20 protein-coding genes and 1 pseudogene are annotated in these 24,352 nt (G+C 51.7%); 13 read left to right on the top strand and 8 right to left on the bottom strand.

Annotation, left to right across the window (positions count from 1 at the left end; genetic code table 11):
• Positions 1 to 632: 632 nt before the first annotated feature.
• Positions 633 to 2,069 (bottom strand): DUF1501 domain-containing protein, encoded by a 1,437-nt coding sequence (locus P8N76_06735; protein MDG2381352.1) that lies wholly within the window; start codon positions 2,067 to 2,069, stop codon positions 633 to 635.
• 549 nt (positions 2,070 to 2,618) lie between these two features.
• Between P8N76_06735 and P8N76_06730 the strand changes: the two genes are divergently transcribed.
• Entirely contained in the window at positions 2,619 to 4,019 is a 1,401-nt protein-coding gene (locus tag P8N76_06730; GenBank protein MDG2381351.1) for a DUF1501 domain-containing protein, read from the top strand.
• Positions 4,020 to 4,117: 98 nt separating this feature from the next.
• On the opposite strand, the gene P8N76_06725 is transcribed toward P8N76_06730, so the two are convergent.
• Both P8N76_06725 and P8N76_06720 read right to left on the bottom strand, forming a co-directional pair.
• A complete protein-coding gene (locus P8N76_06725; protein MDG2381350.1) occupies positions 4,118 to 5,632 on the bottom strand; it encodes an AAA family ATPase in 1,515 nt (504 codons plus the stop codon).
• On the bottom strand, positions 5,625 to 5,966 hold the full coding sequence (locus P8N76_06720; GenBank protein MDG2381349.1) for a hypothetical protein: 342 nt from the start codon (positions 5,964 to 5,966) through the stop codon (positions 5,625 to 5,627). Before P8N76_06720 ends, P8N76_06725 begins: the two co-directional genes overlap by 8 nt.
• A gap of 190 nt (positions 5,967 to 6,156) precedes the next feature.
• On the opposite strand from P8N76_06720, the pseudogene P8N76_06715 reads away from it, so the two are divergent.
• From P8N76_06715 to P8N76_06660, 12 genes and pseudogenes are all read left to right on the top strand, one after another.
• A pseudogene (locus P8N76_06715) lies at positions 6,157 to 6,858 on the top strand (TIM barrel protein).
• Between the two features lie 113 nt (positions 6,859 to 6,971).
• Positions 6,972 to 8,222, top strand: a complete 1,251-nt coding sequence (locus P8N76_06710; protein MDG2381348.1) for a lactate racemase domain-containing protein — start codon at positions 6,972 to 6,974, stop codon at positions 8,220 to 8,222.
• 87 nt (positions 8,223 to 8,309) lie between these two features.
• The gene (locus P8N76_06705) at positions 8,310 to 9,302 is read left to right on the top strand and encodes an isoaspartyl peptidase/L-asparaginase (protein MDG2381347.1); all 993 of its coding nucleotides are present in this window, start codon (positions 8,310 to 8,312) and stop codon (positions 9,300 to 9,302) included.
• Between the two features lie 144 nt (positions 9,303 to 9,446).
• On the top strand, positions 9,447 to 10,406 hold the full coding sequence (locus P8N76_06700; protein MDG2381346.1) for a squalene/phytoene synthase family protein: 960 nt from the start codon (positions 9,447 to 9,449) through the stop codon (positions 10,404 to 10,406).
• A gap of 39 nt (positions 10,407 to 10,445) precedes the next feature.
• Positions 10,446 to 12,086 (top strand): phytoene desaturase family protein, encoded by a 1,641-nt coding sequence (gene crtI, locus P8N76_06695; GenBank protein ID MDG2381345.1) that lies wholly within the window; start codon positions 10,446 to 10,448, stop codon positions 12,084 to 12,086.
• 10 nt (positions 12,087 to 12,096) lie between these two features.
• A complete protein-coding gene (locus P8N76_06690) occupies positions 12,097 to 13,620 on the top strand; it encodes an aldehyde dehydrogenase family protein (GenBank protein MDG2381344.1) in 1,524 nt (507 codons plus the stop codon).
• 15 nt (positions 13,621 to 13,635) lie between these two features.
• Complete coding sequence (gene crtI, locus P8N76_06685) at positions 13,636 to 15,189, top strand: phytoene desaturase family protein (protein ID MDG2381343.1); 1,554 nt, start codon at positions 13,636 to 13,638, stop codon at positions 15,187 to 15,189.
• Between the two features lie 32 nt (positions 15,190 to 15,221).
• A complete protein-coding gene (locus P8N76_06680; GenBank protein ID MDG2381342.1) occupies positions 15,222 to 16,070 on the top strand; it encodes a lysophospholipid acyltransferase family protein in 849 nt (282 codons plus the stop codon).
• The gene (locus tag P8N76_06675) at positions 16,067 to 17,203 is read left to right on the top strand and encodes a glycosyltransferase family 2 protein (GenBank protein MDG2381341.1); all 1,137 of its coding nucleotides are present in this window, start codon (positions 16,067 to 16,069) and stop codon (positions 17,201 to 17,203) included. The genes P8N76_06680 and P8N76_06675 overlap by 4 nt, the downstream gene beginning before the upstream one ends.
• Before the next feature lie 18 nt (positions 17,204 to 17,221).
• Positions 17,222 to 18,139 (top strand): ABC transporter ATP-binding protein, encoded by a 918-nt coding sequence (locus P8N76_06670; protein MDG2381340.1) that lies wholly within the window; start codon positions 17,222 to 17,224, stop codon positions 18,137 to 18,139.
• A complete protein-coding gene (locus tag P8N76_06665) occupies positions 18,136 to 19,380 on the top strand; it encodes an ABC transporter permease (protein ID MDG2381339.1) in 1,245 nt (414 codons plus the stop codon). The genes P8N76_06670 and P8N76_06665 overlap by 4 nt, the downstream gene beginning before the upstream one ends.
• Before the next feature lie 20 nt (positions 19,381 to 19,400).
• The gene (locus P8N76_06660; protein MDG2381338.1) at positions 19,401 to 19,997 is read left to right on the top strand and encodes a DUF2141 domain-containing protein; all 597 of its coding nucleotides are present in this window, start codon (positions 19,401 to 19,403) and stop codon (positions 19,995 to 19,997) included.
• Positions 19,998 to 20,033: 36 nt separating this feature from the next.
• Here the strand turns inward: P8N76_06660 and P8N76_06655 are convergent, their stop codons facing one another.
• The 5 genes from P8N76_06655 to P8N76_06635 form a co-directional block, all read right to left on the bottom strand.
• Complete coding sequence (locus P8N76_06655; protein ID MDG2381337.1) at positions 20,034 to 21,311, bottom strand: PQQ-binding-like beta-propeller repeat protein; 1,278 nt, start codon at positions 21,309 to 21,311, stop codon at positions 20,034 to 20,036.
• Positions 21,312 to 21,484: 173 nt separating this feature from the next.
• Positions 21,485 to 22,378 (bottom strand): DMT family transporter, encoded by an 894-nt coding sequence (locus P8N76_06650; GenBank protein ID MDG2381336.1) that lies wholly within the window; start codon positions 22,376 to 22,378, stop codon positions 21,485 to 21,487.
• 96 nt (positions 22,379 to 22,474) lie between these two features.
• Positions 22,475 to 22,939, bottom strand: coding sequence for a hypothetical protein (locus tag P8N76_06645; protein MDG2381335.1), 465 nt, complete (start codon positions 22,937 to 22,939; stop codon positions 22,475 to 22,477).
• Between the two features lie 291 nt (positions 22,940 to 23,230).
• Positions 23,231 to 23,794: a hypothetical protein gene (locus P8N76_06640; protein MDG2381334.1), complete on the bottom strand. Its 564-nt coding sequence runs from the start codon at positions 23,792 to 23,794 to the stop codon at positions 23,231 to 23,233.
• A complete protein-coding gene (locus P8N76_06635; GenBank protein MDG2381333.1) occupies positions 23,791 to 24,351 on the bottom strand; it encodes a hypothetical protein in 561 nt (186 codons plus the stop codon). Before P8N76_06635 ends, P8N76_06640 begins: the two co-directional genes overlap by 4 nt.
• Position 24,352: the final 1 nt, after the last annotated feature.

Here is a 24,352-nt window from a genome sequence, read left to right as displayed (position 1 = left end):
GTGTTGTGGGTCTAATCGCCTTGGTCGCCGATTTTTCTTGCTTGTTGGGAGCGGTTGAATTTCTTGGGCTGAACTATCTTGTCGCGGCCGCAATCGGTTACTCGATCGGGATTTGCGTTAATTATTTGCTTTGTGTTCGCTGGGTGTTTCCTTGTCGACAATTCCAAGACCGAAGAACAGAGTTCTTTCTGTTTTTTCTCATTGGTTTGATCGGGCTTGTACTCACAGAGTTTTTGTTGTGGATTGGTACGGAAGTTTTCGGAATCGATTTTAGGATTTCAAAAATCGCGGCCTTGTTCATTTGTACCGTCTGGAATTTTCTCCTGCGAAAAGTGGTGATTTTTTCGAGCGTTTCCTTGGCGCGAAATCCTACGTGCTGAATTCTTGTTGGGGAATTTGCTCCGAGGGAAGGTCGAAACACGCAGCTATTCAGGCGAATGGCAACCTCGCTTTTCTTTGGTGGCGATCGTGACTGAAGTTGATGCCGACTTCCCCATAATGAGATTATTGAAAAGCCTGTCGAATTCCTCTCGGCAGAGAGCTGTCGAAAGGATGTGCTGACCGTGAATCCCCGTCGTTAGAAACCAATCGGAACGTTATGCGACGGTCGTTTCAGTTGGCCAGTGTTCAAGCTATGAGAGGCCGCGAATCGGGGCACCATGGTAAACCGGGAATGGACGGTCTAGCAGATCGTGCCAAGTTGCAGCTTTGGGTAAACCGAGGGCCTGGTAGATCGTTGCGGCCATGTTTTCTGGGGTTTGCGGGTCGTCGTGAGGATAAGCCCCCAGCTTGTCGGAGGAACCGACAACGTTTCCGCCTTTTACCCCACCGCCTGCGAAAAATACGGATTGAACGGCGCCCCAATGATCACGTCCTGGGAGTGCGTAATGTTCTGGTAACCGAAAGACTTTTGGGGTACGCCCAAATTCGCCTGCCATCACGATGAGTGTTGATTCAAGCAAGCCTCGGTCGTCAAGGTCATCAAGCAACGCCGACACGGCTTGATCCATTGGTGGCAATAAATAGTTTTTTAGACTGGGGAATGCATTGCCGTGAGTGTCCCAGGTTTCGTTGTTGCCTAAATTGACTTGTACTAAATTCACACCTGCCTCGACTAAGCGGCGAGCGAGTAAGAGCGACCAGCCAAAAGTGTGACGCCCATACCGGTCGAGCGTTTTGGGGTCGGCTCCTGCGACATTGAAGAGCCCCTTCATTTTACCGTCACTTAGCATTGCCACCGCTCGTTCTTGGAAGCGGTCGAATGTTTCAACTTCGGCCAGTTGCCTGAGGTAGTGTTGCTGCCTTTCTACCAAGTTCAAAAGATCGACACGTTGACCAAGTCGCTGTTGGGTCAGACCCTCGGGTAAAACAAGACTGGGTGTTGAGAATTGATAACCGGCTGGGTTCTCACCCCCGCGTTGATGGTGGAATCCATATTTTGGCCATGCGCCATAAGACTTACCGTTGAACTTACAGCAATCCAGCAGATAGGGCGCACGTTGCGGTCCCATCACTCCAGCGAATTGGCCTGGAATTTCGCGACCGCTGCGATGCACAAGTTTCTCAGGCAAAATGATCGCGGGTGGCAGATTGTTGGGGACAGTGGTTGTGGCTCCCACCACACTTGCGATCGAGGGGTGGTCACCCGGTTTGGGCGACGCTGGGCTGAAACCAACCGGCATGGGGGTTCGACCCGTCAACATCGCCATATGGCCTTGAGAGTGTTCGTTGTACGGGTGAGTCAGGCTCCGAACGAGGGCCCATTTGTCGCTGCGATTTGCTAGTTTCGGCAGATGTTCACAAATGTGCAGGCCAGTCGTTTTCGTGGCGATCGGTTTGAATTCGCCACGAATCTCTTCTGATGCGTTGGGTTTGGGATCGAAGCTGTCATGTTGACCAAGCCCACCGGACAAAAAAATGTAGATGACATTCTTGGCCGAGCTGGCAGGATTTCCGGTTTCGGCGCGGAGACGTTCTAGATGGGTCGTAGAGAGACCCAGTAAACCAATCCCACCAGCCTGAATTGCTTGTCTCCGATTAAGGCGTGGATGGATAAACTGTCCGGACATGTGACGTGCCCATCAATCGTTCTAAGGGGACCGAGCAATATTCGTTCGTGTGATTGTAACCCATCGAAGCCATTCATGCATAATGGCAAATCGGGTTTCCCAACTGCCCATTGGGGGAATTCCGGCTCGTCTTCACAGGCTTCGTGATTATGCGGATGTGGCTAAGACAATCTAGCATTGATTTTGCAAGTGAGAAAATCGCAATAACCCTCACTTCTGCTGACTCGTTGCTCTCGAGTCTGAGGTTCCCAGATCGAGTCAACTGACGATGGTTTGAGAAGAGTCTGATCGCTGCCTGCGATCAGTCCCTTGGGATTCGAGCGATCCTGTACAAAATATGCGATATCGTAATACTCGATGAGGCAGTCGCAAATTGTGATTTCTCGAAGCGCGGTTGCATCGTCGTTTCTTCTGCCGCATGGAGATGCTCTTCCCTGCCGAGAATAAGCCCTGTTCGGAATTCGTAGGTTTGTGAGTAAGCTGCATGGAATTTGCTCGGTCAAACAGATATGCTAAAGCTTCCTATTCGGGGGGTGAAAGGAGAAGCAGATGCGATCACATCAGGCCAATCTGGATTTGTCCAAGTTGTTACCGCGGATTTCACGCCGCAAGATGTTGGCGACTTCGATTGGCAGCTGCGGTCTTTCCTTGCCCTCGTTGTTACGGTTGCGGAGTGCGGAAGCCAAGACATTGACCGCGAATTCGCAGCCCAGCGCAAAGTCTTGCATCATCCTTTATTGTTGGGGCGGAATGAGTCACCACGAGACGTGGGATCCGAAGCCTCATGCTCCGGCGGAAATTCGCGGTGAGTTTTCCACGATTTCCACCGCGACGCCCGGGATTCAGATTGGCGAACACCTGCCGCTCCTGGCTCAAGAGACGAACAAGCTCGCGATCATACGCTCGATACATCACGATGATTCGGCTCACGGTCGCGGCATGTACTGGAATTTGACGGGCCACAAACCCCCGCGTGCGGGAAACATTCCGCCAATGCGTAACGATTGGCCGTCCTTGCCTGCCATGGTGTCCAAATTCCGCCAGCCTCCAGACGGCATTCCGGGCGCGATTCGAGTGCCTTATCCGATGGTCGATAATGGCACGTTGCAAGCGGGTGAATATGGTGGTTGGCTGGGAGCTCGTTACGATCCGATTGTGATGCGAACTCAAGCTGGTGACCCTTATGGTGGCGTGTCGCGCACCCTCGGTTCCCAGGTCTTGGAGCTTAATGAAGTGGACTTTCGTCGGATTGGTTCCCGAAAGGCTTTGTTACAATCGCTTGAGCAGCCGGTTAGTCGTAAGGGTGATTTTGAGAGTTTCGACTACTTTCGGCATATTGCGATGGAAATGTTGGTCGGGTCTGCGGTGAAAAATGCCTATGACTTGGAAAAAGAAGATCGACGTGTGCGGGAATCCTACGGTCATCATTTGGGCGGCCAAAGCATGTTGTTGGCGCGTCGACTGACTGAGGCTGGCGTGCCGATTGTGCAAGTTTGTTGTGCGGCTGGTGATTTGAATGGCGGTCAAGGGGATATGTGGGACACCCATGGCGACAATTTTAATCGTTTGAAAAATCGTCTCCTACCCGTGTTTGATCACGGCGCATCGGCCTTGTTGAGGGATCTTTCTGAGCGAGGGCAGTTAGAAGATACGTTGGTTGCGATACTGACTGATTTCGGTCGAACACCTCGCATTAATGGTGGTGCAGGACGTGACCACTATCCGAATGTCTACTCTGTCGTCTTGGCTGGCGGTGGGATTCAAGGTGGCCAAGTATATGGCAGTAGCGATGGGCTGGGGGCGTTTCCCCAATCGGATGCCTGTGGACCAGCTGATTTGCACGCAACCATTTTTCACTCCCTGGGGATTTCGCCGAGAGCAACGATTCACGATCCGCTCGCACGTCCGTTTCCGATCAGTGATGGGCGAGTCTTGCCGCTGTTTGGATAGCACCCTTTTCTTGTTGTGGTTGATTCAAACTGGGAATAGCGACTGTTGGCGTAGTATAAGTTTTTCGGGAGATTTACGCGGTTCCAGTTGTGAGTCGGTCACGCAGTCGCGATGTCTTCGGGTTCGAGTGTTGAAAGCAACTCTCGGGTCAATGGTGAAACACTGATGATGCGGCTAGCCATGTGTCGAATCGATTCTTCGAAAATGTTTCGCGCTAATCGTCCATTGCCGAAATGTTCGTCCTTGCGGTCGATGTGGGTCTGAAAGGTCGCATGCAATTTACGCTGAGTTTCTTTTGGTACTCGGTAGTGGTTCCGTTTGCACATGTTGTAGAAGATTTGGAGAAGTTCATTGGCCGAATAATCGGGGAACTTAAAGGTGCGTTGAAACCTGGAGGAAAGTCCCGGATTGGACCGCAGCATTCGTTCCATTGGTTGAGGATAGCCAGCAAGAATCACAACTAAACGGTCACGATCGTCTTCCATGCGTTTCAAGAGAGTTTGAATAGCTTCGACTCCATATGCGTCTTCACCTTGCTCTGTCACCAAAGTGTAAGCTTCGTCGATGAAAAGCACGCCATCGAGTGCCTCGTCGACCCGCTCGTTGGTCTTGGGGCCAGTCTGCCCCGCGTATTGCGCGACTAATCCGGAGCGATCTGTTTCGACCGTCTGCCCCGTATTAATGATGCCAAGACCGCAGAAAATATCTGCCATAATGCGAGCAACCGTTGTTTTTCCGGTTCCCGGATTTCCTTCAAATACGGTGTGCAAACTCACTTGTGGCGTGGCGAGTCCATGTGTCTGGCGGGCTGATTGAATCTTTAAGAAATCGACAAGTTCACAAATGTCTTTCTTGACGGGTGATAAGCCAATTAGTTGATTAAGCTCCTGCATGGCCCGATCAAATCTCGTTTTGCGCTCTTGTTCTGTCAATTCTGCGACAGCTACGAGAGCGCTTTGTTGAGATTCGGAATCCGCTGTTGCGATCGCTTGCTTACCGATGGACGAGTTCGTCTTGGCGGAATTTGACTGCCGTTGTTGACGTTGGTGTTGTTCATTCATTGCCTTGTCGACTTCGGCCTGAATCCGTCGCAGTACGGCGTGCTCACAAGATTCTACCGTGCCGTCTGCTTTTGCCACCAAATTTGCAACTCGCATGATGATGGTGCTGAGATCAGTTAGCTTGTCGTGAATCGGTGGCATCTCAATGTAAGGCTTAAGCAACGATCGCCACTTAAGTTTTTCAGCTCGATCGGAAACTCGACGAAGCGCGAGGGCTAGATCTGCTTGGTCGATTCTGACACTCCACACGTGGTGGAGAATGAGCATTGCCACTTCGCATTCTGCCGGATTCCAATTCCGATCGCTCTCTGCAATTTCGACTAAAATCTTTACAAGTAGACCTCGATGCAGGTCAACCATTAAGTCGAGAAACTTATTGGGGTCGCCCTTAATCAGGTGAGGGCATTCCTGCTTGACAATGAATGCGCTTGTGCGAAACAGTTTCTCGCAATTTTCGAGTGATTCTCGGAGCAATAGCGTAATCTGAGGGCTGACTGTTTCGGGACTTTTCGATTCGGCCTGTTCAAGTAGGTTTTTGATCCAATCAATCATTCAGACGCATCCGTCGTGATTCGATAAAACGCACGTGTGGCGTTTCGAGGTGATTGTGGGTGTGAGGCCCCACCAACGCCAATATCAACGACTTTTGGCTGATCCGCAAGCGTCCGTTACCATCAATTCGTCGCTCGAATCGACCATTTGATTGGTGTTTGTGGATTACAGCCTGCAGCGCATGGAAGGGCGGGTGGGCTTGGGACCTGTTCATATTCGCATCACTGGCGAGCAATTTGGGCTTCATGGACTGCTGTTCGGCGATCTTGTTGCCAATATTGGACTTTCTGATGACCTTTCCAGAGAATCGTGACGGGGTGATCTGGTTATTCATGACAAATTCCGAAATGATGAAGACTCATCCTGGCAACGATCGGTCGAATTAACCGAGCAAAAGTCGGGTTGTGAATGGTTCAGTCCGTCAGTGAAGGTTGGGATGTCGTTGGGAGATGTGATTAGTGAGTCATTTCAAGCCATCGGTTTGTGTTGATGCAATCTTTGAAAACGTTGCTTGCCAGGATGCGATGCGGCAGGTGGCCGCTGCTGGAATCCGAGCGATCGAGTTTTGGGGTTGGTGGGACAGAAACCTGGTGGAATTGCAGCAGAGTTGCGAACAAAATTCTCTGACAGTCGCTGCCTGTTGCACTCATTTCATTAGCTTGGTTGACCCAGCGCAAAGACGAGCGTACCTCGAGGGGCTGGAAGGGTCGATTGCAACGGCAAAGCAGTTGAATTGTCCGACCATTATCTCGCAAGTAGGTGACTGTCGCGAGGGCGTGTCTCGAAACGACCAACGCCAGTCGTTGATCGATGGTTTGAAAATGGTTGTCCCGATGCTTGAGGCAGCAGATGTAACGCTCGTGATCGAACCCTTAAATGAACATGTTGACCATCCGGGCTAGTACTTGATTCGAAGCAGCGAAGCGTTTGAGATTGTTGCAGCCGTCGGTAGCCCCAAGGTGAAAGTCTTGTTCGATATTTACCATCAACAGATCAGTGAAGGTCACTTGATTCACAATATTACCTGCCAGATCGAACACATTGGTCATTTTCATGCGGCGGGGAACCCAGGGCGTCATGAGCTGACCGTGGGTGAGATCAATTATTGCAAAGTGTTTGAAGCGATTCAGAGGACCGATTGTCGGGGATTCGTTGGGCTGGAATACTGGCCGTTGTATGATGCGGTCACGGGGCTTCGCGAGGTGGCAGAATGGTTCAACGCTTGAAAGCCGAATCTAATTCGATTCCAATCATGCGGATTCAATCCATGATGTGATTTGTCAGCTTGCCTGTTTAAAACGCATGAATCCCCACTCGCCTACAAAGGGATAATAAGACCGTGGAATTTCCCAAGTTATTTCGTCTGCAACAGTCGTTCGAAGGCCCCCAATTGTCCGATGTTGCTGGCGAAGTTCATCGGCAATTGAACGCAATTTCGCTTCCCGAAAAAATCTCTGCGGGCGAGAGTGTCGCAATCACGGTGGGCAGTCGTGGTATCGCAAACATTGAAATCATTGTGCGCGCGATTTCGAATTTCCTCAAAAATATTGAGGCAAAGCCATTTATCGTTCCCGCGATGGGCAGCCACGGCGGTGCCACGGTGGAAGGTCAAGTACGGGTGCTTGAATCTCTCGGTATTACAGAAGAATCCTGTGGCTGCCCGATCCGAGCCAGTATGGAAACCGTGGTGGTCTGCCAGTCCGAAGAAGGATTCGATGTGCATTTCGACCGCCAAGCCTATCAGGCGGATCATGTGCTCGTCTGTGGACGCGTCAAGCTGCACACAGACTTCTTGGGTGAGATACAAAGTGGATTAATGAAAATGATGCTGATTGGATTGGGAAAACAAAATGGTGCCTCAACCTATCATCGCGCCTTTCAAGAATTTAGCTTTGATCAAATCATACGAAGTGTTTCCGACATCGTAATCAAGAACTGTCAGATCGTGGCAGGTTTAGCCATTGTGGAGAATGGTTTTGAACAGACTGCGTTGATCGAAGCCGTATCACCGGAGGCGATTGTGAAACGCGAACCGGAACTCTTGCGGCTTTCCTCGCAATGGATGGCCCGCTTACCGTTCGAACATGTCGATGTGCTGATCATTGACGAAATTGGTAAGAACATCAGCGGAACAGGAATGGACACAAATGTTGTCGGGCGGAAAATTAACGAAAACGTAGCTGCACCTGATGAATTTCCAAAAATCAAACGGATTATTGTTCGTGGATTGACTGAGGCCACGCACGGGAACGCTTGCGGAATTGGTGTGGCAGACTTCACAACACAAAATGTCGTGGACGAAATGGACTATGCCGCCACCCGTGTCAATTGCGTGACTTCAGGAAGAATGGGAGGTGGCTACATCCCCATGTGTTTTGCGTCTGATCGACAGGCGATGGAAGCCGCTTTTCAAACGATCGGTTTAGTTTCACCCGCTCAAGTTCGATTAGTGCGCATCCGAAATACGTTGCAGTTGGAATCGCTGCAATGCTCTCAAGCCTATCTGGATGAGGCACAACGGCGTAGCGATCTTACGGTTGACGGTGATCTCTATGAAATGCCTTTTGATAAATCAGATCGCCTGATTTAGCCGTGGTATTTGTTTTCAAGACCTCTTGAATCCAAGCTGTTTGTTCTACTCTTTGTTTGTTCTACTCTTTGGCAGTGAGTATTCGTCATGAAGCTACTGATCGTCTCTTGCCTTTTGCTGGTTGTTGTCAGGTCAGGTAGGTCAGAAGAAATCGATCCAAACCAAACAATGAAATATGCGATCGCCATACACGGCGGCGCTGGGTCCGCTCCTCAACGCAAAGAATGGAAACGCAATCGTGAACAGGTGCTAGATCAAGCGCTGCGCTCAGGTACCGATATCCTTAAGCAAAACGGGTCGAGTTTAGATGCGGTCGAGGTCGTGATCCAAATTCTGGAAGACTCACCATTTTTTAACGCTGGAAAAGGTGCCGTCTTCAATGCCGAGGAACGTCACGAATTGGACGCATCCATCATGGACGGCAAGAGCCGACAATGTGGCGCCGTGGGAGGCGTTCGCACGATTCGGCATCCAATCTCTTTAGCACGACGGGTAATGTCGGATACCAAGCACATTCTGTTAGTGACTGACGGAGCTGAGAAATTTGCAGCTGAATTGAGCAAAGATCCGAAAATTGAAAGGGTACCCAATGAATTCTTTTCCACCCCGCATCAACGGCAGCGATTGCTGCGATTGCGCGGGGCGCGACGAATGTCCGATGCGGATGCGATGGGTACCGTCGGTTGTGCGGCTCTCGATTGCCATGGAAACTTGGCTGCGGGAACGTCGACGGGGGGCCTTGTAAATAAAAAGTTTGGTAGAGTTGGTGACTCCCCCTTGATTGGTGCGGGCACGTTCGCCGACAACGAATCATGTGCTGTTTCTGCCACGGGAATTGGCGAGGATTTTATACGCAACGCAGTCTGTTACGATGTTTCCGCACGCATGAAGTACCGGGGCGATCGGATGCAGGATGCGATTCGAGCCATCTTGGAAAACCCCGAGAGACCCGTCCGTGGGGGACTGATCGGTGTTTCTGCAACGGGGCAGATCTCACTTGAATTCAACACCGAAGCGATGGCACGCGCTGCGGCCGATTCAACCGGGCGCTGGTTGGTTAACGTGGGGCCGCCAGATTGATCGAGCATGCTGTTTTGCTAGCAGATTTCTTTGACAGCGACTGCCGGCGTCTCCAGACGTTCCGTAAATGCAGTTGTCGATTGTTGGGGGCGGCGGTAACCTACACAAATCGCGTCCTTTTCAGATCACCGGTGGGAATCGTGGATGAACTCTTCATCGAATCACGAATCACGAATACAAGATTTACTCACGCGCACGAGTCGCACCTTTGCGCTGGCAATCCCGCTATTGCCACCTCCCGTTCAACTCGAGGTGTCGGTTGCCTACTTGTTGTTTCGAGTTGCCGATACAATCGAAGACGGGCAGTTTTTGACCCAAGCGGAGAAACTCGAAGCTTTGGATCGCTTGCATGGTTTCGTGACAGGGGACGAGTTTTCGGTTGTCGACCGCGCTGAATGGCTTCCCAAGGCGCCCTGTGATGACCAGAATTGTTTGGATTTGCTTGATGACTTGCCTTTGGTGCTGGCAGTCACGGAATCACTCCAGCCAGAGGCACGTACCATTATTCTGAAGCATCTCGGTGTATCCATTGTGGGAATGCAGCGGGTGTTGGAAGCGAGCGATGAAACGAGCGCAGTACGTTTGCAGTCACTCGAGGACTTACGAGATTATTGTTACCACGTGGCAGGTTTAGTCGGTGAAATGTTGACCGAGTTGTTTTTGTTGGCTTCACCCGAATTACAGATCATTCGAACAGAGATCGAAGCTAACGCTCGTTGGTTCGGTGAAGGTTTGCAGTTGGTCAATATCCTCAAGGATTCGGAGGTGGATCGGTCGGAGGGCCGCCACTTTATCCCCGAGAATATGCAACGTGGCCGTTTGTTTGAACTTGCGCGTGAAGATTTGGAAAAAGCAACGGTCTACGTCTCATCGCTTCGAAAAGCGAAGGCACCCGCCGGATTCGTGGCGTTCACCGATCTACCTCTGCAACTGGCCTGGCTTGCACTGGAGTGTGTGGAGCAGTTGGGACCCGGCAGTAAGGTGCCACGGTCGGAGGTGATTCGTGTTGTGAATGAGATAATCTGTCCATTGGATCATGTTGCGAGCGACGGTACGCAGAGCCCACTCCAAGGGGTTCGGCTCAGGGAGGCTGCGGCGAGATAGTTCGAGGGAAGTGACTGCAGGGCGTCACACAAGGAATCGGTGAAGTGGTGGAGCGAGGGTGAGCAGGTTGCTCGCAGTCTCAGTTCCGAGTCAGTTGGCATCCATGGATGGAGCAACGTGTCTCAAGTGAAAGACAATTACGGCCCAAGTATTCGAATGAGTAAGCCGATGGTCACGATCATCGGCGCTGGTCCAGGCGGCCTTGCCGCGGCGATGCAGCTTGCCCACGCGGGCGCACGCGTCAAGATTCTCGAACGTATGCCTCGAGTCGGAGGGCGATGTTCGGCCATTGAATCGGATGGATTCCGATTTGATGTTGGACCAACTTTCTTTCTCTACCCCCGTGTGCTGGCTGAGATCTTCTCGTCTGTGGGGCGTGATCTTTGGTCGGAAGTGCCCATGACACGACTCGATCCTCAGTACCGAGTTGCTTTTGGTGCTGGAGGAAAGATTGATGCCACACCGGACATCGCTCGGATGGAAAAAGAAATTGCCGGAATCTGTCCCCAGGATGCGACCTCGTTCGTCCGGTTCATGACGGACAATCGAGAGAAGCTTGCCCGTTTTCGCCCAATCCTAGAGTCGCCTTTCAATAGCGCCGTGGATTTGATGCGGCCATCGATGTTGAAGGCCTTGCCGATGTTGAAACCGTGGCGCTCTGTCGGAGGCGAATTGCAAAAATATTTCAGCGATCCGCGTTTGGTTGTCGCCTTTTCGTTTCAGTCAAAATATCTCGGCATGTCCCCGTTTCAATGTCCGAGTCTGTTTTCCATCTTGGCCTTTTTGGAATATGAATATGGTATTTATCATCCCACAGGAGGTTGTTGTCGGGTAAGCGAGCGGATGGCTGAAATTGCTCAAGAAATGGGTGTTGAGATTCATTTGAACGAACCGGTGGAAGAAATACTCTTTTCAGGGCGAAAAGCCGTAGGCATTCGAACGGATCAAGCCGAATATGCCACCGATGCCTTGGTCGTCAATGCTGATTTTTCACGCGCCATGCATCGCCTTGTGCCCGACCATTTACGCCCTCGCTGGACGGACCAAAAGTTGACGGGGAAAAAATTCTCTTGTTCGACTTTCATGATGTATCTCGGTGTCGAGGGACGATTCGACAACCTTCCTCATCACACAATTCACATCGCCGAAGACTACGAGGGAAATCTCCAGGATATCGAGCAACGGCACGTGCTTTCGGAGGATCCTTCTTTCTATGTGCAGAACGCCTGCGTCACGGACTCGTCACTTGCTCCCCAGGGGATGAGTACACTCTACGTTCTAGCTCCGGTTACGCACATGCATGCCAACGTGGATTGGAACCAAGAGCGCGAACAATTTCGGAATCGGATTGTTCGTCAGTTGGAAAAAGTTGGTGTCACAGATTTGGAGCGTCGGATTCGATTTGAACAAGTCGTGACTCCAGCGGATTGGGATTCGGGACATGAAATTCACCTCGGGGCCACCTTTAATCTGGCTCACAACCTTGGTCAGATGCTTCATCGTCGTCCGCACAATCGATTTGAGGACTTGGGGTCGGTTTATCTTGTCGGCGGCGGTACGCACCCGGGCAGCGGATTGCCGGTGATTTATGAATCATCACGGATTACCAGCAATTTAATTCGTAGTGATTTGAGTCTGTCGGAAACGGTTCGGCAACCGACTCGGAAACGAGCAGCGTAGGGCGCTGGACATGACTTCACACGCAATTGAACAGCAGCAGATTTCGCGGGCTTCACCAAATGTAAGCCGATTGCCGTTAGGCGAGGTTGAGTCGAAATTGGTTCGCGCTCGCGCCGCCCAAATGAAGTGGTCACAAACGGATTTGCGAGTGCGGCTTGGTTGGGTTCGTCGAATGCGTGTTTTGTTAGTTAAGCATGCAGAGCAGCTTGCCACGAAGGTGACCTATCCGTCCCGCAATGGGACTGCGGAGACATTAGCGGCTGAGATTATTCCTTTAGCCGACGCCTGTCGGTTTCTCGAACAGAATGCAAATCGTATCCTGGCACCTCGACGATTGAGTCGTCGGAGTCGGCCGGTTTGGTTGCGCGGTGTGTCGGTTCAACTTCGTCGTGATCCGTTTGGCCTAGTGTTAATCGTGGGAGCGGCGAATTATCCCTTGTTCTTGCCGGGAATCCAAACGCTGCAGGCGTTGGTGGCCGGTAACGGAGTCGCGGTCAAGCCCGCTCTGCATGCCTCCGCACCGGTGAATGCCTTACGGGAACTCATGGTCGAAGCTGGCCTCGATTCTGACTTAATGCAAGTCCTGCCGGATGCCAACGTGTCGGTGCAGCAAGCTTTAACTGCAGGTGTGGATAAGGTGCTCCTGACGGGATCTGCTGACACTGGCAAGAAGGTCCAAGCTCTGCTTGCCGAGACACTCACGCCGTCCGCCATGGAGTTGTCTGGCTGTGACGCTGTGTTTGTGCTTTCCAGTGCTCCGCTTAATCGTGTGGTGAGAGCGTTGTTGTTTGGATTGCGGTTCAATAACAGTGCCACTTGTATCGCGCCACGAAGGGTGTTTGTTGGGACCGAACGCCTGGCTGAGTTGGAGCAATTACTGCACCAGCATGGGAAGGGGATCGTTCAGAATGATGTTCCCAATGACCAGCGAGCACTGACGTTGGTAAAAGATTCTCTCAAACGCAAGGCTCGCACGGTGATTGGTGGAATTGACGTCCAGAAAGGGGGCGAGGAGCATTTGCTTCCGACTGTTCTGTCCGACGTCGATGCCTCCATGCCGATCTTCTCGGCAGACGTGTTCGCGCCCGTGACTTGCTTGGTTCCCGTCGCCAACATGGAGGAGGCGAAGGCAATCAACGAAACATGTCCTTATGCTTTGGGGGCGACAGTATTTGGAGAACGACGTGCCGCGAATCAATTCGCGAGTCAAGTTGACGCCGGATGTGTCGTGGTTAACGACATGATCGCCCCAACGGCCGATCCACGCGTTCCGTTTGGCGGTCGCCGGCAAAGTGGATTCGGCGTCACGCGTGGGGCGGTCGGATTAGAAGAATTGACACAAGTAAAATCAGTGGTTTCTCAAAATAGTGGCTGGTTACCGCACTTGGATCACCCCACGCCATTTGATGCCGATTTGTTGGCGGGGTTTTTGAGAATGGCACATGGACCATCGCTGCGGGAAAAAGTGTTTGGCTTGAGATCGGTAATGAAAGCGATTGTTGATCAACAAAGCTGGAAGCGAAAAAATATTTGATCGGAGGATCGAAGAATGTCTCATAGTGAATCAGTCACAGTGATTGGTGGGGGTTTGGGGGGATTGGCAGCGGCATGTACGTTGGCCGCGCGGGGCCACGCCGTTACTGTGCTCGAACGCAACGATTGGCTTGGTGGAAAAGCAGCCGTGTTGAGCGAAGAGGGATTTCGTTTTGACATGGGGCCTACTATTCTGACTTTGCCGTCCGTTCTGCGCCGCATCTTTGCGGAAGCCAATAAACCGATGCATGAGTATCTGGATCTTGTTGAGCTTGATCCCCAATGGCGCTGTATGTTCGACGATGGTTCCCGGCTGGATCTCGTTGCGAATACCAAGGTGATGCAGGGAAATATCGATCGGTTCTCAGGTGGGAACAAGGCTGTGAGCGACGGTTACGGAAACTTTATGGCCATTTCCGAACGTTTGCATGATGTCTCGAATCGGTTTTTCTTTTGGAAGAGTGTCGAGTCGATTCGCGACACGTTTGACGCAGGGACGACCTTTTCGCCAAGCGTGTTGTCTGATGTGCTTAGCCTGAGAATGGGACGCACGGTTGCCGGCTTGGTTCGGAAGTGCGTTCCCGAAGAGCGTGTAGCTCAAATGATCGATCACTTTACGCAGTACGTCGGATCATCCCCCGAAGCCTCTCCCGCAGTCTTATGTGGTATCGCGCACATGCAGACGGATGAAGGCATTTGGTATCCAATGGGTGGCACGCGAGCCGTTCCGGAAGCGTTGATCAAGCTCGGGACTGAATTAGGCGTGCAGTATCGAACCAATGCAGCTGTGGAACGCATTGAAATTGAAAAGCAGCGCGTCACCGGAATTCGGCTACAGAGCGGCGAAAAGATCGCCTCCACGCTCGTGGTCTCGAATTCGGATTCGGTCAGAACGCATCGAGAGTTAATCGGAGGGGCAGCGGAGCAAAACTTTATGAAACGTCGTAAATACGAACCTGCCTGTTCGGGCGTGGTGCTCTATCTCGGTTTGAAACGACGGTACGATCAGTTGTTGCATCACAATTTTGTCTTTTCTCGCGATCCGCATGAAGAATTTAACTCCATTTATCGTCAGGGTGAGCTGGCACCTGATCCAACTTGCTACGTTTGCGCTCCAGCGATGACCGAGGCCCAGGTCGCGCCCAACGGGGGAGAAGCGTTATACGTGCTTGTTCACACACCCTACCTTCGCTCCCATCATGATTGGAGCAAAATGTTACCTGCTTATCGTAAGACGATTTTAGAAAAGCTGCGATCAACAGCCGGAATGGAGGACATCGAAGAGAACATCGTATTTGAGTCTCAACTCACTCCAGAGGATATCGATCGTCGTTACCATGTCTTGAATGGTGCTATCTATGGTTTGGCAAGCCACGGGCGGTTTATGGGCGGATTCAAGCCTGCAAATCGCAGTCGAGACTTGCAGGGACTGTACCTAGCAGGTGGTGCAGCACATCCAGGGCCAGGAATGCCGATGGTGCTGATGTCGGGATGGATCGCTGCCGATTCGCTGCATCAAGATATTGCCAGCTCAAGCTCAGTCAAAACTCAAACTTCCGCCGCCGCTTAGCGCTGGATCGATCGTTCGATTCGAGGGAGAACATGAGCGACGTGAATGAAACGATTACGAATGCCAGCCTGGATGTCGAAAAAATCACATTCAGCGATAGGAGTTTGCCAAAGGTATCCCGCTTCTTGCTGGGCGGCTTCCATTGGTATAGCCGGCGATTACTGCGAAAGAACTTCAATGCGGTACGCGTGGCTCGCGGTTCGCAGCCGGCAATTGCTTCCGACCAATCCCTTGTCTGTTTCGTGAATCATCCCGGTTGGTGGGATCCTCTGCTCGCATTTTTGACCAACCAGCTCTGCTTTCCGGGGCGGGTTGTTTTTACGCCGATCGATCAGCAGTCGCTGGCGCAGTATCCGGTCTTTCGGCAGTTGGGGTTCTACGGGATCGAAATGGATTCGATCGAAGGTGCGCGGCAATTCTTAGGGGTCACGCGACAGTTGTTGCTGAATCCTACTACCGCCATTTGGGTGACGCCGGGAGGTGCCTTTTCTGATGTCAGGCGACGAACGAAGTTCCAGCCAGGCTTGGCCCATATCGCCGCATCTAAGCAGAAGGCAACACTCTTGCCTGTGGCCTTCGAATACGTGTTTTGGGAAGAACGGACGCCGGAAGCTCTTATCGAATTCGGCGAACCGATCGAAATTCAAAGACAACGACAATCGAAGTCACAGTGGCAAAACTTTCTTGAGGAACGGCTTGCTCAGACCCAAGCAAGCTTGGCGGAGAAAGCCGTTGCACGTGATTACAAAACGTTTGATCTCCTGCTTTCCGGTTCGGCTGGAGTGGGGGGCGGCTACGATCTGGTGCGTCGGACCAAGGCGATTTTGCGCAGGCAATCGTTCGACCCACGCCACTGCCGTGGTGAAGGAGTACCATCATGATGGAACCGCTGACGATTGGGGCCTGTGTTTGCGCGATGGGATCGGCAATCTTATTCGTAGTGAATCTAGTTCTGTTTCGGAAAGCTGGGGGGAAAGTCGTCGCTCTTGATTCGCGTCCGACAGTATCTGTGTTGATTCCTGCGAGGAACGAAGTAGATCGCATTTCGAGAACGCTCGACGCGGTGCTGGCAAACCTTGACGTCGAGCTAGAGGTGATCGTTTTGGATGACCACAGTGACGATGGGACCGATCGGGCAGTAATCCAGATCGCAGCTCACGATGAACGCGTAAGATTGGTTCAGGGAAAGCCGTTGCCAGCGGGATGGTGTGGCAAGCAGTATGCATGTCAACAACTGGCAACTCAAGCCAGTCATGAGCATTTACTATTTCTCGATGCTGATGTGCATCTCACGCCGGATGCGATTTGCCGTGCTGTGGCCCAATATCAACGTGTCGGGGTAGCCTTGTTAAGTGGATTTCCAAAGCAGCAAGTGGAATCGCTGGGGGAGGCGTTGCTGATTCCCTTAATGCACATCGTTTTGCTGACTTATTTGCCTTTCGTGCTGATGAGACGGACTTTGATGAAAGGCGCATCGGCCGGTTGTGGGCAATTTTTTCTCACGACAAAATCGGCCTACGAGCGAGTTGGTGGCCATGCAACCGTCAAGGCCTCTCTTCATGACGGCGTGCAGTTGCCTCGCCAATTCCGACAGGCTCGTCTGAAAACGGATGTTTTTGACGCAAGCGATATTGCCAGCTGTCGGATGTATCATGGATGGCAGCAGACCTGGAATGGTTTGGAGAAGAATGCGTACGAGGGGATTGCAAACGAACGTCTGATCGTGCCCTTTACGGTGCTAATGGTGCTGGGGTATGTCGCGCCTACCGTGGTGGGCTTGATGGGGTTGTTCAGTTCGGAGGCCATTCCCCCGATGGCGATGATCGGAATGGCTGCTTCCTATTTGCCTCGTGTCTTGGCGGCTTTCCGTTTTGACCGTGCCTGGTTCTCGACTTGCCTGTTCCCATTGGCCATTGTGTTGTTTCTGGTTCTGCAATGGTGGGCACTCTTGAATCACTATTGGGGTACGCAAGCGACTTGGCGTGGACGTGCTTATCCGGCGGCTTCGGCTTGAGCTAGAAAAGAAGAATCGATGTTCACCACGCTTGAACCTGTCTTGGCTATTCGCGATGCTTGGAAATCGTATGGCCAGACGCCTGCGCTGAAAGGCATCAACCTGGATCTTCATGCCGGTGAGTTACTTGGGTTTTTAGGGCCGAATGGTGCGGGTAAAACGACATTGATTCAGTGTCTTGCCGGTCGAGCAAGACTGGACAGTGGCCAAATTCGATTTCCTCAACAGGGGAAACAGCAACGCCAGCAATTGGGCGTTGTGCCGCAAAGATTGGCGTTGTACGAAGATTTGACCGCGGAGCAAAATCTGTTCGCCTTTGCGAAATTACACGCGGTTCCACGACGCGAATTGAGGGAACGAGTGGATGCGGCATTACATTGGTCGAACTTGGAAACGCGACGTCGAAAGTTGGTGAACACCTTTTCAGGTGGAATGAAGCGCCGGCTGAATATTGCCTGCAGCGTTCTACATCGTCCTTGTATCCTGCTATTGGATGAACCTACTGTCGGTGTGGATCCTCAAAGTCGCGAACGAATTTACGAGATGCTTAGCGGAATGCGCGACCAAGGAACAGCCGTGATGTTAACGACCCATCATCTGGATGAGGCACAGCATCGATGCGATCGGATTGCGATCGTTGACCAAGGCCAAGTCATTCTTTCGGGGACACTTCAGCAGTTGATCGCAGATACCATCGGCTCCGATCAGCGCTTAAGCGTGCGGTTTCACTCGCCGCCCACAATCCTGCCATCTGGTTTTAGCTTGGACAAAGATCGTACGCTGGGAACCTGTACGTTGACCAATGTTGCCGACGAGTTGCCTGCCCTGATGGAAAGCTTGCAGCATTCGCAAGGCCCCATCGATCAGGTCATGTTGCAAGGGCCAACGTTGCAAAACGTGTTTTTGCATTTGACGGGGAAGGAGTTGCGAGAATGATTCGGACTGTCTTCCAAATCGGTTGGCTGCGTCTTTGGAATAATAAGCAGGAATTGGCGTTGACGTTTATTGTACCAATTCTGTTCTTCAGTATCTTTGCGTTGATTTTTAGTCGAGGGATTGGGAGCCATCTTACCCGTGTGAAAGTCGCAATTGTTGATGATGATCAGTCGGCCTTGACGCAAGAAGTACGCCTGAATCTCGATCAACAGTCCGCTTTGGAGCTTCCGGATCGTATCCGACAAACCAATCTGCAGTGGCCTATCGGAAAACTGGCCCGTGAAATTCTGCAACAAAGAAAGACGGCTGTCGTTGTTCATTTTCCGCCTGGACTGGAAGAGAGTTTGCGAAAAGGGACGGGGCTGAAAGTTCACCTGTTACGAGAAGGTACCAGCCCGGTCGCCAGCGAAATGGTGAATGCACTACTTTCGCGAGCTTTCGCCATGTCGCTTGCCAAGCAGTCGTCGGAGGGCTTTGATCTTCGCACTGTCGAGCCGGTTCGCGACAGAACGGACCGACCGTCAGTACAACAGCCGATGTATCGTTTACCCAGTACGTCACTTAAAGTGACCACGCCCAGCTTGACGGGTGGCATGATCGAGTTTGAGTCGACAGACGTCTTTGATGTCAATAAACACGATCCGAAAATTGCCATGTACGCGGCCGGAATTGCGGTGATGTTTCTGTTGTTTTCAGCCAGTGGCGCGGGTGGAAGTTTGCTTGAGGAACATGAAGCCGGAACTCTTGATCGTTTGTTGACCAGTCAATTAACACTGACGAAATTGTTGATCGGGAAGTGGCTGTTTATTACGGTGCTTGGATTCACGCAACTATCGGTCATGTTTGTCTGGGCTCAGATGGTATTTGGCGTCGATCTTTTTGGGCACCTTTCCGGTTTTATTGTGATGGCGGGCTGCACTGCCGCAGCGACGGCCAGCCTCGCGATTTGTCTGGCCGTGTTCTGTCGAACTCGCAATCAATTGAATGGGATTTCCGTCGTGCTCATCCTCACGATGTCGGCCCTCGGTGGAAGTATGGTGCCTCGTTTTATCATGAGCGATGGCATGCAGAAAATGGGGAAGCTGACTTTCAACGGTTGGGCCTTGGATGGATTTAAGAAAGTATTTTGGTACGACCTGCCTGTTACCGATTTGACACAGGAAGTCACGGTACTGATTGTGATGGCACTTTATCTGGCGATTGTTGCACGAGTTTTTGCTGACCGCTGGACAGTTGCTTAGCTCCAATTGAGGTTGATGTCGTGAAACCTTATCGAATTGTTTTGGTGGTATTACTGTGTGTATTGGGCTTTTCGACGATTCAAGTCACGCGTATTCGATGGCAATTGAACAAGCTCCAAGTCCCGCCAAAAACGATCGGCAAGTTAGTCGACAATCAGCCATTGGACGTGACCGTGGCTGAGGCGGTAGGCAATAAAAAGCGATTTCGTCTTCGAGATGAGGCGCCCAATCCAGAGCGGGAGACGGTGAATCGTTCGGTGGAACTGCTAATTGAGATTGCCGGCGTTCAGCCGGGAAAGGGGAAGATTCAAATCGCCATTTTTGACAATCCCCACGTATTTCCCGATCAAGCGAAAGCGTTGAGGCTGGCTTGGTGTGCCGCCGATGGGGAAACGGTGGATGTCAATCTTTCCGAACTTCCTCCGGGGGAATATGCCATTGCCGCTTTTCAAGATGCAAACAACGACGGTGTGTTGAATAGGAACGCGTTGGGAATACCGACTGAGGTTTATGGGTTTTCCAATGATGCTCGCGGTCGGTTTGGGCCCCCGGACTATCGCCTTGTGGTTCTCGATGCCACTGCGGATCGAACCCGATTACCGATCATCCTGCGATAAGATTTGGGGATTGTTGGCGAGTTGCAGTTGCCGCGCTTATTCGATACAGAAAAGTGAATTGTGACTGCGAATGAATAACTGGCCATCGCTGATCGCCGGTGAAGCGGAAACAGCTTCCCCAAGTTCGTTGTCCTTCACGATTTCTAGTTGAGCGCCGGGACGGACAATCTTTGTACGACCGTCGTTAGCAATGAAGTAGGATAAGCCCTTGGCGTGAATCATCGAAGCGCTGAATCCAGAACCAAGTCGTTCTTGCCAGTGGCGTTTTCCAGTTTTTGTATCAAAGCAGTTGGCCGTACCGCGATCGTCGGCGATCAGCAGGAAATTGTTCATGACGACCGGTGACGGAACATAGCAACGAGCCGCGCGGGTCTCCCAGGCAACATGTGAATCCGTGACGTCTCCTTGACCATCCGCTCGGATGCCCATCACGAAATGATCGGGATAGCCACAGGTCATAAAGAACAGATGATCGTGATAAACGAGCGACGCAACAAATTGTTCCGTTGGCCCCTGAATTGACCAGTGAGTGTTGCCGTTGCGTGGGTCAAGACTGATGATGTGTTTGCTACCTGAAAACACCATCTGAGTTCGACCGTCAATGTTGCGAATTAACGGTGTGACATAACTACGGATCTTGTGTTGTCGATCTTTTCGCCAGACTTCCTTGCCACTTTTTTTGTCGAGCGCTACAACGTACGAATCTCCATCGTGATCTGCATTCACGATGACGAGGTCTTCGTAGAGTATCGGGCAATTGCTAAACCCATGAGCGCTGATGAAATCGCCCGGTGTGACGAGCCATTGGCGGTTGCCGTCAAAATCGTAAGACGCGACGATGAGTCTTCCCGCAGTAATCAAGCGATCGCTACCAACGTTAGGTGCCGGGATTTTTTGACCTGTTACTTGTTGAAACGTTACGAAAATCGACTGGCCATCGGTGGCAGGAGTTGCAGAAGCTCGGCTATTGAGCGCGTGAATCGACTCGAGTGATCCCGTAAAGACGGTTTGTTGCCAACGTCTTTTTCCGGTTGCTCGGTCGAGGCAAAGCAGAACGCGATCTTGGCTGTCAGGCAGACAACTCGTCAGGAAGATGCAATCGTTCCAAATAACAGGGGATGAATGACCTTCTCCCGGGATGGCGGTTTTCCAGGCGATTCCATCACCGGTCGTGCCATCCCAAGCGATGGGAGCTTGTAACTCTTGACTTGACCCATCGCCTCGTGGCCCTCGCCATCCGGGCCAGTTTTCTGCTTGGGCGGAGAAACCGTGAAGCACCATCAAGACGGATGCCACTAAAATGGTTCGTAACATGACTTAATTCCTAGGGATGGATGGATCAGCCGGCCATTATAAATTCTTGCGAAGCGATAGCAATTTGTGCTGCTTCAAGAAGTGGGAATTTATCAAAAATCGGGAACCTTTTTCGATTCAGACGCCATCTGAACGAAATAGTGAGGGTTCAGCAAACGCTGGAATATTGGCGACTAGCGGTGGCGAAACTGATGAACGCCAAGGGCGGCCATGATGAATAACATTGCCAGCAAGTCGTTCGAGTGGAGTCGGTTTCCAAGCAAGCCAACGCCAATCAGCACGCCGAATAGAGTTACCAGGTAGCTGGAGAGAGACGTAAACGTGGCACCCATACGATTGAGCAATGAAATATACATGGCGTACGCCATCGCACCGCAGATGATTCCCAGTGCAATCAGAGCCAAGCTGCTCTTCGTTGAGATCGAGAGGGTCCAAGGTGGATGCCAGATCAGGGTTGCGACTACGAGCGGCAGCGATGCCATCAGAAAAATATTCCGGATCACCAGTAAAGGTGGGATGCTGGGTAAGCGTTTGATCAGAATCAGACTAATGGAAAAGCTCAAGGCTCCGCCGAGAATGGCAAGCTCGCCAGATAATTCGCTCAACAGAAAGGCTTGTTGATGAGGCGCGACTAAAATCACGACTCCTGCAAATCCAAGCATTACGCCAACTGTGGTGACAACGTTGTAGGACTCATTTTTAATGAAGATTGGAGCCAGGAGTAATGTGAAGATGGGGATGGTCGCCAGCAAAATCGCGGCAGCACTCGCAGATACGTGTTGTTGTCCCCATGGCACGAGGAAGTAAGGAACGATTGCTTCCGTGATACCAATCAGCGCGAATTTTCCCCAAGGCTGTTTGACCGTTTCGTTCGCTTGGAAGCGACCGAATTGGGGGAATGCCCAAATCAGTGAGGTCAAGACAGCGCAGCCAATCAAGACGCGTCCCGTAGCGACCATCAGCGGCGGGATGGAGGCAATCGCCAACTGATTGAGAATAAACTGAGAGCCCCAGCTCAGGCCAATGCCTGTTAACAGGGCATAATCGAGGGGGCTCGGTTTCGCCATAAGTCGATCGTAGTCACAGGCTTGTCTGCCTGCTAGACCCTCGTCCGACACTCACCAGCGATGATTCATCCTTTTTACAGCAGCTAACCCATCTTTCTAGTTAGCTGCAGCTTGCTCTCGACGTTTGCGAGTTTGGATGAAGGAGTTGATGCACATGATCAAAAATACGAGGCAGAGTAACGCCATGAGCCATACGAAGGCGAAACTTCGCTGGTTCAAGCTTGGATCACCCGAAAGGAATTTTCCGATTCCCATCGAGCCGCGTCCTGCTCCCGCGAGGAATCCTAGTAATCCGATCATTGCGGCACCATGCATCGCGTGCTTCCGCATCCCTTCATTGAAAGCCAAAAGGCCAAAGATCAATAGAATCCCGCCGACGAATGCGGGAATCAGCGCGGTGACAGACCGTTTGGCAGGATCAGATTGCTCGGCTGTATCACCCGAGGTCTCCTCGGTGGGAGCGGCTGCTCCTGATTCCGCTGGCTGGGGCGTCGTTCCGAAATAACCCACGCAACCAAGAACGATAAGTAATGCAGCAAAGCTGACTGTGACTTTCGCCATGACAATCCTAAACCCCAGAGTTAATAGGTGAAATCGACTAAAACGGCGTCCAGTAGACCGACGCCAGCGCATTGTAGCTAGGTAGCCCGATTTGTTCGATGCCCTCTCGGTAAACTCAGGCAACAAAGTTGGAAGTAAGCGCCTGTAATCGAAGCAGGATTTCCTGGATTGTCATTCTCTGGACTTTCCGGCAAGGCTCTTTTCGTGGCCCGCTGGGCGGATCTGGCCACACTGCATCTCCCTGATTCTGGCGATCTCCCTGATTCTGGCGAGATTCGATCAGCGTTTTATTTAGGGAAACACATAATTCATCCAGGCCTGCATGCGAATCATGATTTTTCGAATCAGCTGAGTTGGTTTGGCGACGTCGGTGTAGATTGCTGCCGTGCCGATAGATCCACCGGGTAAATCACGGGTGGTGAGATCGTGATTCTCGAGCGTTAGCAGAACCATGTAGGGAGAAGTTCCAAATGATGGGCTCTTGGGAATTTCCCCGGAGGGTCGAATTTGAGCTTCATGATTGATGGAAACAATTTCCTCCACCGTCGCCTGGAAAGTTTCGCCCGGATACAGTTTTAGGGTGACTTCGGCGGGTTGGCCTGACTTGACGTGCCGCAAAGCGAATTGGTCAATGGCAACGGCAAATCGCATGTCATCGGTGACGACGTAAGACATCCAGCCCCGCACCGCCATGCTTGTGACACGTTGTCCCGGGCGCAAGGCGTTTGCAACGGCGAACCCGTCACTGAGTGCGTTGACATCGGTCCAGGCAAGATTGATCTTCGCGGCCTTTAATGCAGCGCGAGCCTGGGCGACCGACGTGTTAATACCGTTGATGTTCGATTGATCAATCAACCCTTTTGCTCGAGTTTTGCTTGCATTTCTCGCAGCGTCGATTCAGCCACGGTCAGTTGACTGGACGCTCTGTCAAGTGTCCGTTGTGCGGTGGCATCGTTTTTGATCAACGCTTGCTGCCGATCGAATTCCAGCTTTGCCTTTACAAATTTCGCTTTTGCCTCATCGACACTTGCATTGGCTTCATCCACTGCGGCCTTGAGTTGCGGTACGGACTGTTCGGCCGCAGCAACAACTGCCTCAAGTCGTTCAACTTCGGTTTCGAGTGGTGCAGGATCGATACGAAATAATGTGTCGCCTTTCTTAAGCCGTTCGAGACCTCGTGCGGGTACTTCGATGACCTCACCTGAGACATTTGGAATGATCTCAACGACATAGGCGTATACATTGACCGAGCCAGAAGGTGCTCCCCATTGCATCGGAATGAACAGCACCACCAGTAAAAGAAGCATCCAAATTAGCGGCGACAATTTCCACCACAGGGTGAATTTGATCACCCCAATTTTAATCAGTAACGCGAGTAAACCCACGTAACAAAGCGTCAAGAACACGATCATT

The organism is Pirellulaceae bacterium, from assembly GCA_029243025.1.
Taxonomy (GTDB): domain Bacteria; phylum Planctomycetota; class Planctomycetia; order Pirellulales; family Pirellulaceae.
Note: the sequence above shows the minus strand (reverse complement) of the source record. Positions and strands in the feature narration are given on the sequence as shown.

Coding starts and splice junctions, on each gene's coding strand:
- P8N76_06670 (MDG2381340.1), top strand. CDS start 17,222: ATGTTCACCACGCTTGAACCTGTCTTGGCTATTCGCGATGCTTGGAAA.
- P8N76_06655 (MDG2381337.1), bottom strand. CDS start 21,311: ATGTTACGAACCATTTTAGTGGCATCCGTCTTGATGGTGCTTCACGGT.
- P8N76_06730 (MDG2381351.1), top strand. CDS start 2,619: ATGCGATCACATCAGGCCAATCTGGATTTGTCCAAGTTGTTACCGCGG.
- P8N76_06700 (MDG2381346.1), top strand. CDS start 9,447: ATGAACTCTTCATCGAATCACGAATCACGAATACAAGATTTACTCACG.
- P8N76_06645 (MDG2381335.1), bottom strand. CDS start 22,939: ATGGCGAAAGTCACAGTCAGCTTTGCTGCATTACTTATCGTTCTTGGT.
- P8N76_06680 (MDG2381342.1), top strand. CDS start 15,222: ATGAGCGACGTGAATGAAACGATTACGAATGCCAGCCTGGATGTCGAA.
- crtI (MDG2381343.1), top strand. CDS start 13,636: ATGTCTCATAGTGAATCAGTCACAGTGATTGGTGGGGGTTTGGGGGGA.
- P8N76_06665 (MDG2381339.1), top strand. CDS start 18,136: ATGATTCGGACTGTCTTCCAAATCGGTTGGCTGCGTCTTTGGAATAAT.
- P8N76_06650 (MDG2381336.1), bottom strand. CDS start 22,378: ATGGCGAAACCGAGCCCCCTCGATTATGCCCTGTTAACAGGCATTGGC.
- P8N76_06725 (MDG2381350.1), bottom strand. CDS start 5,632: ATGATTGATTGGATCAAAAACCTACTTGAACAGGCCGAATCGAAAAGT.
- P8N76_06690 (MDG2381344.1), top strand. CDS start 12,097: ATGACTTCACACGCAATTGAACAGCAGCAGATTTCGCGGGCTTCACCA.
- P8N76_06635 (MDG2381333.1), bottom strand. CDS start 24,351: ATGATCGTGTTCTTGACGCTTTGTTACGTGGGTTTACTCGCGTTACTG.
- P8N76_06735 (MDG2381352.1), bottom strand. CDS start 2,069: ATGTCCGGACAGTTTATCCATCCACGCCTTAATCGGAGACAAGCAATT.
- P8N76_06675 (MDG2381341.1), top strand. CDS start 16,067: ATGATGGAACCGCTGACGATTGGGGCCTGTGTTTGCGCGATGGGATCG.
- P8N76_06705 (MDG2381347.1), top strand. CDS start 8,310: ATGAAGCTACTGATCGTCTCTTGCCTTTTGCTGGTTGTTGTCAGGTCA.
- P8N76_06720 (MDG2381349.1), bottom strand. CDS start 5,966: ATGAATAACCAGATCACCCCGTCACGATTCTCTGGAAAGGTCATCAGA.